This window comes from Pseudoalteromonas sp. SA25 (genome assembly GCF_011378705.1).
Taxonomy (GTDB): domain Bacteria; phylum Pseudomonadota; class Gammaproteobacteria; order Enterobacterales; family Alteromonadaceae; genus Pseudoalteromonas; species Pseudoalteromonas arctica.
The window spans coordinates 1-11,709 of record NZ_WTKV01000042.1; the positions used below are offsets into that span (position 1 = coordinate 1).

Consider the following 11,709-nt stretch of genomic DNA (forward strand, 5'->3'; position numbering starts at 1 on the left):
GCTGTCTCTTATACACAAATCCCTGCTAAGAAATTAGCGGGGATTTTTTTGAACTAAATCTCAATGTCATGATCAGATCTTCAAATCTTGTTTGAGGGCACATTATGATTAACGAACATACTCATTGGGCAAAACAACAATTCGGTAAATCGGACTTAGGTGATCCAAGAAGAACAGCGCGTCTGGTAAAGTTAGCATCAACGCTTGCAAATGAACCAGGAAAACCACTTGTGAACATCACTCAATCCCCCGCCGATATGGAAGGTGCCTACCGCTTTATTCGCAACGAGAATATTGACGCAACGGCTATAGCAGAGTCAGGCTTTAAAGCCACGGTTGAACAAGCAAAAAGTCATAACTTATTACTCGCATTAGAAGACACGACCACACTAATTTATAAACATTCCTCCATTCGAGATGATTTGGGTCATGTCGGACGAGGAGCAAAACAACGAGGCTTGTTAGCTCATAGCGTATTACTGTTTGCGCCAGACACAAAGCAAGTTGTGGGATTAATTGAACAGTCTCGCTGGAGTCGTGATATCAACACGATTGGAAAAAGAGAAAAACACGCGACGACTTCTTACGAAGAAAAAGAAAGTTACAAGTGGGAGTCAGCGTCACGAGCGATGGCAGAGCGGCTGCAAGGACAAATGGCGAACGTGATATCGGTGTGTGACCGCGAAGCGGACATCTACGAATACTTGCAGTATAAACTGAGCGAGCAGCAACGATTCGTCGTACGCTCGATGCAAAGTCGTCATATTGAAGAAGGTGAGGATAAGCTCTATGCGTTTGCAAGCGAGCTGATGAGTGCAGGCACCAAACACATCCACATTGCACAAAAAGGAGGAAGAAAAGCCCGAAGCGCAACACTGGATATCACCTATGCGCCAGTGACACTCAAAGCGCCTTACAATAAGAAAGGACACTCCCTCCCAGTTTACTATGTCGGCTGTGCAGAGCGAGGAAACGCTGAGAACGGCTTAAGCTGGCACCTATTAACCAGTGAACCAGTCACCAGCAAAGAAGACGCTTTAGCTATCATCACCTACTATGAGCACCGTTGGCTTGTAGAGGAATACCATAAAGTCTGGAAAAGTGATGGTACGGATATCGAAAGTTTACGCCTTCAAAGCCAAGATAACATGGAAAGATTGGTGACGATTAATGGCTTTATTGCGACGCGAATATTGCAACTAAAGTTCACCAATGAGCAGCCTGATTCTCCAAGTTGTGAACAACTGTTATCTCCCAAAGCATGGAAGTTATTGTGGTTAAAGAGAATAAAAACACCATTGCCTGAAACTGCTCCAAATATGTCATGGGCGTATCAGGAACTGGCAAAGTTAGGAGGCTGGAAAGATACCAAGCGCACAGGGCGTGCATCTGTGAAAGTGTTATGGCAAGGATGGCTTAAGTTACAAGCCATCCTGGAAGGCTACGATTTAGCAAAATCTCTTGAGTCAGACTTGTGATCAAGAGACAGCATAAAGCGCCTTTTTTAATGAGCCGCTTTTAGTGGCGGTTAATTTTAAAGTCGAGTTGTACCTGAGAAATAGCGCTAACGGGTTTGCCATTTTCAAACTTTGGCGCGTAACGCCATTGCTCAAGCGCTGCTTTGGCTGACTTTTCAAATGCGCTGCCGCCTTCAGAGCTAAGTACTTTTGGGTTTTTTACAAAGCCAGCTGCGTCTACCTCAAACTCCATAATAACGCTACCATCGGTACTAAATCTGGCTTTGTGCACTGGGTATTTAGGATTAACACGATAGAGTGGTGTTTGCTCTTGCGATTCTTTCCATGGCACCATTTGAGCGATAGCTAGGCAGTGTTTAGTTGCTTCTTCGCTTTTGCCTTGTTTTTCGTACAGACCTACAAGTTTAGAATGAGCGGTTAGCTCAGCACTGTGATCGTATTTTAAGTTATCGTCAAACGCGGTAACTATGTTGTTTAAGCGCTCAATTGCCTGATTATATTTTTTACTGCCTTCGGCAAATGCGGCTATTAAAAAGTTAGCTTTAATTTGCTCTACCGAGCTACTAGGTAGATTTTCACGGTAGTATTCGTCGGCTTCTTCTAGGTAGTTTTTCGCTTCGCGATATTTTTTAGAGCTAAACTTTTTAGCAAGCAGTGATGCCGCTTCTAGTTTCATGTCGGCTACAAACTTAGGCTTATTTTGTGTTTTAGCTATATCTATTACTTGTTCTAAAAAGTTAGCTGCTTTGTAAGCTGATGTTGTGTAGTTAGCTTGGCCGAGTAGTGCATCAATTGTTTCTATTGATAGTTTACCGTGGTTTGCAGCTAAAATAGTATGGGCTTCGTTATAGAGTGCAAAACGCTGTTCGTTTAGCTCATCGCCGTAGCCTTTTATTGCTTTAGCGTAATTAATAGCTAAGTTGGCAGTATTGTCGTCGCTTTTACCGTAAACGGCTTTACCTGATGTGTAAGCAAGTTTGGCAGTTTGTTGTACGTTTTTGTCTGCTTTAACTGCTGCTAAATAGCTTTGGTATGCTTGGCTAAATACCGTTTGAGGATCGCTTGCTTGGTTGGCGAGTGCTGTAGTACTTAAAGTTGTTGCGCTCAAAGCAGATAAACTTAAGCCTATAAATAAAGCGAGTTGCTGACGTTTCATAATAATCCCTATTAACTTTTAAATTGAAACTAGGTTGACGTAATTACAACAGTTTCTTATTAATATAATTTTTGACTGAATGGTAAAACTACTTAAAGGCGTTCAAAATACAGTTCAGCTTGAGTTGTTGCATTTACAGGTTTTCCATTTTTAAACTTTGGAGCGTAACGCCATTGTTTAACAGCGGCTATCGCTGATTTTTCAAACGCTTTAGAACCTTCAGAACTAATAACCTTAGGATTTTTCACAAAGCCATGGGTATCAACAGTAATCTCTAATATAACTATTACATGACTTTTAGTTTCACCGCGAGGGTATATAGGCTCGGTTATGTAGAGTGGATTTTGCTCTGAGGTATTTTTCCAGTGCGTATTTTTAGCAAAGGCTAAGGCGTGTTTAGTCGCTTTATCGCTTTCATCTTGTTTTTCATATAGCTGAACTAAGCCAACATGCGCATTAAGCTCAAAGCTTTGATCTAAATTTTTATATTTATCAAATAAGCCAACTATACGGTTTAGCCTTTTAGTTGCTTTGTCGTAATCTTTACGGCCACTCTCAAATGAAACCATTAAAAGGTCAGACTTTATACGCTCTACTGCATTATCAGGTAGCTGGGCTTGGTAATATTTATCTGCATCTTGAGCGTATATTTTCGCTAAAGAGTATTCGCTATGGCTAAACCTATAAAGTAATGTTTCTGCAGCTTCAAATTGCATATTGGCGACAAGGCCTGGGATATTTTGTAATTCAGCGATTTTAATGAGTTGCTTAAAGTTTTTGACTGCGATATATGATTTATTGGTATGAGTGGCTTTGGCTAGAAGCGTATCCATAGTCTCTATTGAGTTTTCACCATAGTTTTTAACTAAAATACGGTGGGCCTGTGAATACAAATCAAACCGTTTCTTTTCATTGCCATTCCCTATAACCATAATGTTCTTTGCAGTATAATTATTGATGGCTTTGGCGTAGTTAATAGCAAGGTTCGCCGTTTCATTGCTATTTTCTCCATATAGAGCGAGCCCTTTTTGATAGGCAAGTTGTGCTTCTTTTTCAGCTTGTTCTTTGGCTGCAACAAATGCTGAGTCAGTTTCTTCGGCGTTTGCAGATACAACTTGAATGCTATTTACTTGGTTAGCGAAAGTGCAGTTAGCAAAGGCTAATAAGCTTAATCCTATTGATATGGCGAGCTGTTGGTGCTTCATAATAATCCCTATTATTTATTAGCCCATAAAATTACCAAAACTATCAAGGCCTGTCATTATTTTAGGTAAATTAAAGTAAACAAGCGAGGTTGTAATATTCGGGTTATTAATTGCTTAACAATCATTGAAAATAACGCCTGTCGTCGCCATATATTTGCCATAAACAGTCTTGTACTACGGTGTATTTATCCTATTTTGTGATATTATCACTTTATTGTCGTGTCGTAGTTATTTAAATATTTGGATTTGTCGTGGCGCAAGTAAGAGCAAGAGTCCAGCTTAATGTTGGCAGAAATAGTGATATCCCTGCAGAAATAATCTCATTTACTGATTTAAAAGATGGCAAAGAACATATTGCTATGGTGTTTAACAACGCTGATACAGAGCAAGATGTACCGCTTATTCGTATGCATTCAGAGTGTTTAACAGGCGATGTATTTTACTCATCGCGTTGTGATTGCGGCGAGCAGCTAAATGAGTGTATTGAAATGATGCACGAGCAAGGCGGTATTTTATTGTATTTACGCCAAGAAGGCCGTGGCATTGGTTTATACAACAAAATTGATGCTTACGTACTGCAATCGCAAGGTATGAACACCTACGAAGCTAATAATCATTTAGGCTTTGCTGATGATTTACGTGACTTTTCGGATGCGGTATTAATGCTTAATGCGCTTAATTTAAGCCACGTTAAATTAATGACCAATAATCCTAAAAAGCTTAACGCATTAAAAGATGCCGGTATTAATGTTGACTCGGTTGTGGGCACGCATGCGCACATTAAAGCGGGTGTTGCGGGTAATAAATCGTACCTAGAAACAAAAATTAAGCATGGCGCGCATATGTTAGATATTAAGAAAATTAAAAAACCTTAATCATTTAATTACGTTTCGTCTATTAATACCCCCTCACGCCAAGTTATACTTGGCGTGTTTCGTTTTAAATTAAGAGCAAGTATGTCTACACAATTACGAATTTTTAAAGCCGATGCAGGGCTAAAGTGGTTAAAAGCCGGATGGCTTATTTTTAAAACCCAGCCAGCAACCTTTATTTTTATGCATTTATTTATTGGTATTGTAGGGCTGCTGTCTTTATTTTTACCGCTGCTGCAAGTAGTAGCAGCACTAGCTACGCCATTTTTAACCGCAGGGTTTTACCAAGCGGTGCTTAGTAAGCAGCAGGGCGGAAAAATTATGCTAGCCGATATTCTCAAGCCATTTACGGCTAAGGGAAATCGTTTAGGGTTATTGCGTTTAGCACTTTATCAAATGGGTGCGGGCATTTTAATGGCGTTACTTGCTAATGGCTTATTTGCCGATGCAGTAGCTGTTATGAGCCAACCAGGACTTGATCCAAACGTAGCACTTGAACAAATGCTTGAGAGTATTTCGGGCGCGAATGTCATTTTGTTTTTTATGGCAATGCTAATTTATTTAACGGCGTTTGCTTACGCTGTACCGCTTGTTTATTTTAGTAAAGAAACACGTATTTTAACGGCGCTTAAAAAATCGTTAATGGTGTTTTATCATAACATTTTGCCACTTGGCGTTTTTGGCCTTATTTGCGCATTATTTATGGCGCTTTCGATGTTCTTATCGTTCTTACCACTGTTGATTTTAATGCCGATTTGCTACATTAGCTTTTTTGTATCTTATCAAGCCATTTTTATGCCTGTTGTACCACCAAGTGACGACATTAATGTTAAGCCACTTAGCAGTGAAACAAGCGGGCGTTTTGACGCTTAATGGATGATAAATTAAAGCAAAAACTAAAAAACTATGTACTTTGGTTACTAGGGCGCCAAGAATATTCGCGTCGAGAGTTAACGCTCAAATTACAGCAAAAAGAAGCGACAGAAGAGTTTATTGAAACGCTGCTTGATTGGTGCGAAAAGCATAATTTTATTAACGAGCAGCGATACTGTGAAGGCTTTGTAAGAAAACACATATTTAAATGCCACGGGCTTAAGCGAATACAAAGCGAAGCTATGGGCAAAGGGATTGATCGTTCGCTACTTGAATTGGTAGTTGAAGAGCTTGAAGTAGATTGGTTTGAGCTTGCGCAGGATGCGTACAATAAAAAATATTTAAATACACCGGCCGATCTCGATTACAAAGACAAAGCTAAGCGCGTGCGCTACTTAATGTATCGGGGTTTTAGCTACGATGAAATTAATTTTGCAATGCAAGCACAGTAAATACAGGTGAGACTTTCAAATGCAGCACATGACTACCGCACAAATTAGGCAACAGTTTTTAGACTTTTTTGCCAGCAAGCAACATCAAATAGTACCTTCTAGCTCGCTTATACCGGGTAACGATGCCACGTTGTTATTTAACAATGCCGGCATGGTGCAATTTAAAGATGTATTTTTAGGCGCAGAAAGCCGCCCTTATACACGTGCGACAAGCTCGCAGCGCTGTGTACGTGCTGGCGGTAAGCATAACGATTTAGAAAACGTAGGCTACACTGCTCGCCACCATACATTTTTTGAAATGTTAGGTAACTTCAGCTTTGGTGATTATTTTAAGCAAGACGCGATTAAGTTTGCATGGGAGTTTTTAACTGAGGTAGTAAGCCTACCTAAAGAAAAACTTTTAGTAACTATTTATCATGATGATGAAGAAGCGTTTGGTTACTGGGCTAACGAAATTGGCTTACCTGAAGACCGCATTATTCGTATTGCGACCTCAGACAACTTTTGGTCTATGGGCGATACTGGCCCGTGTGGTCCGTGTTCTGAAATATTTTATGATCACGGCGAGCATATTTGGGGCGGGCCTCCGGGCTCTCCTGAGGAAGACGGCGACCGTTTCATCGAAATTTGGAACCTTGTATTTATGCAATACAACCGTCAAAGCGACGGTACAATGTTGCCTCTACCTAAGCAATCTGTTGATACGGGAATGGGCCTTGAGCGTATTTCTGCTATTTTGCAGGGCGTGCATTCAAACTACGAAATCGATTTATTCCAAGGCTTAATTGCTGCTGCTGCAAGTGTTACTAATGCACAAGACATGGACGACAAGTCACTACGCGTAGTGGCCGATCATATTCGTTCGTGTGCGTTTTTAATCTCAGATGGTGTTATGCCATCTAACGAAGGTCGTGGTTATGTACTGCGCCGTATTATTCGTCGTGCTGTGCGCCACGGTAACAAATTAGGTGCACAAGGTTCGTTTTTCTATAAATTAGTTGCTGCGCTAATTGAGCAAATGGGTCAAGCGTACCCTGAGCTTGCTAAGCAACAAGAAATTATTGAAAAAGTATTACGCATTGAAGAAGAACAGTTTGGTAAAACACTTGAGCGTGGCTTAGCTATTTTAGAAGAAAGCTTAAGCGACCTTAAAGGCGATATTATACCGGGCGACTTAGTATTTAAACTTTATGATACGTATGGTTTCCCAGCTGATTTAACGGCCGATGTTGCGCGTGAGCGCCAGATGACAATTGATCATCAAGGCTTTGAAGAGTGTATGGCTGTACAACGTAAAACAGCGCAGCAAGCAGGTAAATTTGGTGCAGATTACAATGACCAATTAAAATCAGATAAACACACTGACTTTAAAGGTTACGACAGTACACATTACAGCGCGACCGTTATTGAAATTTTTGCCGGTGGCGAAGCTGTTCAGTTATTAGAAGATGGTCAACAAGGTATTGTAGTACTAGACCGCACACCGTTTTACGCTGAATCAGGCGGCCAAACGGGTGACACGGGTACTATTACAGTTGCTGGTGGCGAATTTAATGTTACTAATACCACTAAGCTTGGTAATGCTTTTGCTCACCACGGTACTGTACAAGGCCGTATTGGTGTTAATGACAAAGTTGACGCAACAATTGATGATACGCGCCGCGACAGCATTAAGAAAAACCACACAGCTACGCATATTTTACACGAAGCACTACGCCAATTATTAGGCGACCATGTAGGCCAAAAAGGCTCACTTGTTCAGCCAGATCGTTTACGTTTTGACTTTTCGCATTTTGAAGCAGTTACTAAAGATGAGCTACGTGAAATTGAGCGTGTAGTTAATGACGAAATTCGTCGTAACTTTGCACTTAATACTGAGCTTATGGCTATTGATGATGCTAAAGCGAAAGGTGCTATGGCATTGTTTGGCGAAAAGTACGATGACGAAGTACGTGTAGTTACTATTGGCGACTACTCTATTGAGCTTTGTGGTGGTACTCACGTTGAGCGCGCTGGCGATATTGGTTTATTCAAAATTGTATCTGAAAGTGGTATTGCCGCAGGTGTTCGCCGTATTGAAGCCGTAACCGGTGCAGATGCTGTAGCGTACGTTAGCGAGCAAGAGCAACAACTTAGCGATGTTGCAGCTTTAGTTAAAGGCGATAGCGCATCGGTACTTGAAAAAGTAACTGCGTTGCTTGAAAAATCTAAAGGCCTTGAAAAGCAAATTGCACAGCTTAGCGATAAACTAGCAAGTGCAGCGGGCGCGTCTTTACTTGATTCGATTGTTGAAATTAATGGCGTTAAGCTACTTGTAGCAAACGTTGAAGGTACTGAATCTAAAGCACTTCGCGGTATGGTTGATGACCTTAAAAACAAGATTGGCTCAGGTGTTATTGCACTGGGTGTTGCCAGTGGCGACAAAGTAAGCCTAATTGCCGGTGTAACTAAAGACTTAACAGGCAAAGTAAAAGCCGGTGAGTTAGTTAACCATATGGCAGGTCAAGTAGGTGGTAAAGGTGGCGGTCGTCCAGATATGGCACAAGCCGGTGGTAGTGAACCACAAAACCTTGCTGCTGCACTAGATAGCGTTACAGCTTGGTTAACTGAGCGTACTTAAGCCTAAGTGGCGCTTATTGTTCAAAAATTCGGTGGCACTTCGGTCGGCTCAATAGAGCGAATTGAAGCGGTCGCCGACCTTGTTGTTAAAACCAGGCAGCAAGGACATCAAGTGGTTGTGGTGCTCTCGGCTATGTCGGGAGAAACCAACCGCTTAATTAACCTCGCCAAACAAATTGATACTCGCCCGAGTAGCCGTGAACTAGACGTACTTATTAGCACCGGAGAGCAGGTTTCTGTTTCTCTACTTGCTATGGCTATTATTAAACGTGGGCACTCAGCGGTGAGCTTATTAGCCGATCAAGTCAATATTCAAACCGACAACATGTTTGGTAAAGCCCGTATTGAAGAGGTTGCTGCTACGCGCTTAAAGCATGAGCTTGAGCATAACCGCATTGCTATTATTGCTGGGTTTCAGGGACGTGATATTGAGGGCAATATTACAACGCTTGGACGCGGCGGCACCGATACATCGGCTGTAGAAATAGCAGCGGCTATAAAAGCCGACGAATGCCAGATCTATACAGACGTTGACGGCGTATATACTACAGATCCTCGTGTTGAATCTAACGCGCGCAGAATGAGCCAAGTTACTTTTGCCGAAATGCTGGAGCTGGCAAGTTTAGGCGCAAAAGTTTTGCATATTCGCTCGGTAGAAGCTGCAGGTAGACACAATGTGCCACTTAGGGTGCTTTCTAGTTTTAATCCTGATGAAGGCACATTAATAAGTTTTGAGGAGAACGATATGCCAAGCAAGGTGGTATCGGGGATTGCGTTTAATCGTGACGAATGTTTAATTAAAGTAGATGGTGTGCCAAGCGGTACGCAATATCTTTCAAAAATATTGAAACTTTTTGCTGATAATGGCATCGAAATAGATATGATTAATCAAGTTAATCATATCTTTGAAAAAATAGACTATGCTTTTACTGTGCACTCGAATGATTATCTGCAAGCACTTGAATTATTGAGCGAAGATCAAGCTCAACTCAGTGCTCAAAATATAAGCGGATTACCAACGGTAGCTAAAGTTTCTGCTGTTGGAATGGGTATGAAATCGCATTCCGGTGTAGCAAGTTTATTTTTTGATGCATTAGCGCAGGAAAATATTAATGTGGTTTTAGTCTCGACTTCTGAGATTAAAATTTCAGTTTTAATAGATGAAAAGTACCTAGAGTTGGCAGTTCGTGCATTACACAAAGCATTTTTAACAGAAAATGGATAGATTGAGAGTTTTTACTTACTTTTCAGTCTAATTTTCATTAGTATGTTTAAGCGGAATCTTATAATTTTTATTGGAACATGGGAGCAAGAGAATGCTAATACTAACTCGTAGAGTAGGTGAAACCCTAATGATTGGTGACGAAGTAACAGTTACTGTTCTAGGTGTTAAAGGAAATCAAGTTCGAATCGGTGTTAATGCACCAAAAGACGTATCAGTGCATCGTGAAGAGATTTACATGCGCATACAAGCAGAAAAGTCGAACCCTAATCCGGGCAATGCTTAATCAACACGTATAGTAGTTGAGTAATTAACTCAACTAGTCAAAAAGCCACTCACTGAGCTGTCTCTTATACACAAATCCCTGCTAAGAAATTAGCGGGGATTTTTTTGAACTAAATCTCAATGTCATGATCAGATCTTCAAATCTTGTTTGAGGGCACATTATGATTAACGAACATACTCATTGGGCAAAACAACAATTCGGTAAATCGGACTTAGGTGATCCAAGAAGAACAGCGCGTCTGGTAAAGTTAGCATCAACGCTTGCAAATGAACCAGGAAAACCACTTGTGAACATCACTCAATCCCCCGCCGATATGGAAGGTGCCTACCGCTTTATTCGCAACGAGAATATTGACGCAACGGCTATAGCAGAGTCAGGCTTTAAAGCCACGGTTGAACAAGCAAAAAGTCATAACTTATTACTCGCATTAGAAGACACGACCACACTAATTTATAAACATTCCTCCATTCGAGATGATTTGGGTCATGTCGGACGAGGAGCAAAACAACGAGGCTTGTTAGCTCATAGCGTATTACTGTTTGCGCCAGACACAAAGCAAGTTGTGGGATTAATTGAACAGTCTCGCTGGAGTCGTGATATCAACACGATTGGAAAAAGAGAAAAACACGCGACGACTTCTTACGAAGAAAAAGAAAGTTACAAGTGGGAGTCAGCGTCACGAGCGATGGCAGAGCGGCTGCAAGGACAAATGGCGAACGTGATATCGGTGTGTGACCGCGAAGCGGACATCTACGAATACTTGCAGTATAAACTGAGCGAGCAGCAACGATTCGTCGTACGCTCGATGCAAAGTCGTCATATTGAAGAAGGTGAGGATAAGCTCTATGCGTTTGCAAGCGAGCTGATGAGTGCAGGCACCAAACACATCCACATTGCACAAAAAGGAGGAAGAAAAGCCCGAAGCGCAACACTGGATATCACCTATGCGCCAGTGACACTCAAAGCGCCTTACAATAAGAAAGGACACTCCCTCCCAGTTTACTATGTCGGCTGTGCAGAGCGAGGAAACGCTGAGAACGGCTTAAGCTGGCACCTATTAACCAGTGAACCAGTCACCAGCAAAGAAGACGCTTTAGCTATCATCACCTACTATGAGCACCGTTGGCTTGTAGAGGAATACCATAAAGTCTGGAAAAGTGATGGTACGGATATCGAAAGTTTACGCCTTCAAAGCCAAGATAACATGGAAAGATTGGTGACGATTAATGGCTTTATTGCGACGCGAATATTGCAACTAAAGTTCACCAATGAGCAGCCTGATTCTCCAAGTTGTGAACAACTGTTATCTCCCAAAGCATGGAAGTTATTGTGGTTAAAGAGAATAAAAACACCATTGCCTGAAACTGCTCCAAATATGTCATGGGCGTATCAGGAACTGGCAAAGTTAGGAGGCTGGAAAGATACCAAGCGCACAGGGCGTGCATCTGTGAAAGTGTTATGGCAAGGATGGCTTAAGTTACAAGCCATCCTGGAAGGCTACGATTTAGCAAAATCTCTTGAGTCAGACTTGTGATCAAGAGACAGC

Annotated in this window: 10 protein-coding genes; 8 read left to right on the forward strand and 2 right to left on the reverse strand. The window is 41.5% G+C overall.

Annotation, left to right across the window (positions count from 1 at the left end; genetic code table 11):
• Positions 1–104: 104 nt before the first annotated feature.
• Complete coding sequence (locus GQR45_RS20920) at positions 105–1,478, forward strand: IS4 family transposase (RefSeq protein WP_096058041.1); 1,374 nt, start codon at positions 105–107, stop codon at positions 1,476–1,478.
• A gap of 40 nt (positions 1,479–1,518) precedes the next feature.
• On the opposite strand, the gene GQR45_RS20925 is transcribed toward GQR45_RS20920, so the two are convergent.
• Both GQR45_RS20925 and GQR45_RS20930 read right to left on the reverse strand, forming a co-directional pair.
• Complete coding sequence (locus GQR45_RS20925) at positions 1,519–2,634, reverse strand: energy transducer TonB (RefSeq protein WP_165722095.1); 1,116 nt, start codon at positions 2,632–2,634, stop codon at positions 1,519–1,521.
• Between the two features lie 92 nt (positions 2,635–2,726).
• Positions 2,727–3,839 (reverse strand): energy transducer TonB, encoded by a 1,113-nt coding sequence (locus tag GQR45_RS20930; protein ID WP_165726916.1) that lies wholly within the window; start codon positions 3,837–3,839, stop codon positions 2,727–2,729.
• A 251-nt stretch (positions 3,840–4,090) separates the two neighbouring features.
• Between GQR45_RS20930 and ribA the strand changes: the two genes are divergently transcribed.
• From ribA to GQR45_RS20965, 7 genes are all read left to right on the forward strand, one after another.
• A complete protein-coding gene (gene ribA, locus GQR45_RS20935) occupies positions 4,091–4,714 on the forward strand; it encodes a GTP cyclohydrolase II (RefSeq protein WP_007583803.1) in 624 nt (207 codons plus the stop codon).
• Positions 4,715–4,795: 81 nt separating this feature from the next.
• Complete coding sequence (locus GQR45_RS20940; protein WP_007378958.1) at positions 4,796–5,584, forward strand: BPSS1780 family membrane protein; 789 nt, start codon at positions 4,796–4,798, stop codon at positions 5,582–5,584.
• Complete coding sequence (locus tag GQR45_RS20945) at positions 5,584–6,036, forward strand: regulatory protein RecX (RefSeq protein WP_165726917.1); 453 nt, start codon at positions 5,584–5,586, stop codon at positions 6,034–6,036. The genes GQR45_RS20940 and GQR45_RS20945 overlap by 1 nt, the downstream gene beginning before the upstream one ends.
• Before the next feature lie 19 nt (positions 6,037–6,055).
• Complete coding sequence (gene alaS / locus GQR45_RS20950; RefSeq protein WP_121954070.1) at positions 6,056–8,656, forward strand: alanine--tRNA ligase; 2,601 nt, start codon at positions 6,056–6,058, stop codon at positions 8,654–8,656.
• A 6-nt stretch (positions 8,657–8,662) separates the two neighbouring features.
• The gene (locus GQR45_RS20955; RefSeq protein ID WP_165726918.1) at positions 8,663–9,880 is read left to right on the forward strand and encodes an aspartate kinase; all 1,218 of its coding nucleotides are present in this window, start codon (positions 8,663–8,665) and stop codon (positions 9,878–9,880) included.
• 91 nt (positions 9,881–9,971) lie between these two features.
• Positions 9,972–10,163 (forward strand): carbon storage regulator CsrA, encoded by a 192-nt coding sequence (csrA, locus tag GQR45_RS20960; RefSeq protein WP_004587515.1) that lies wholly within the window; start codon positions 9,972–9,974, stop codon positions 10,161–10,163.
• Between the two features lie 160 nt (positions 10,164–10,323).
• Positions 10,324–11,697, forward strand: coding sequence for an IS4 family transposase (locus GQR45_RS20965; RefSeq protein ID WP_096058041.1), 1,374 nt, complete (start codon positions 10,324–10,326; stop codon positions 11,695–11,697).
• Positions 11,698–11,709 lie beyond the last annotated feature (12 nt).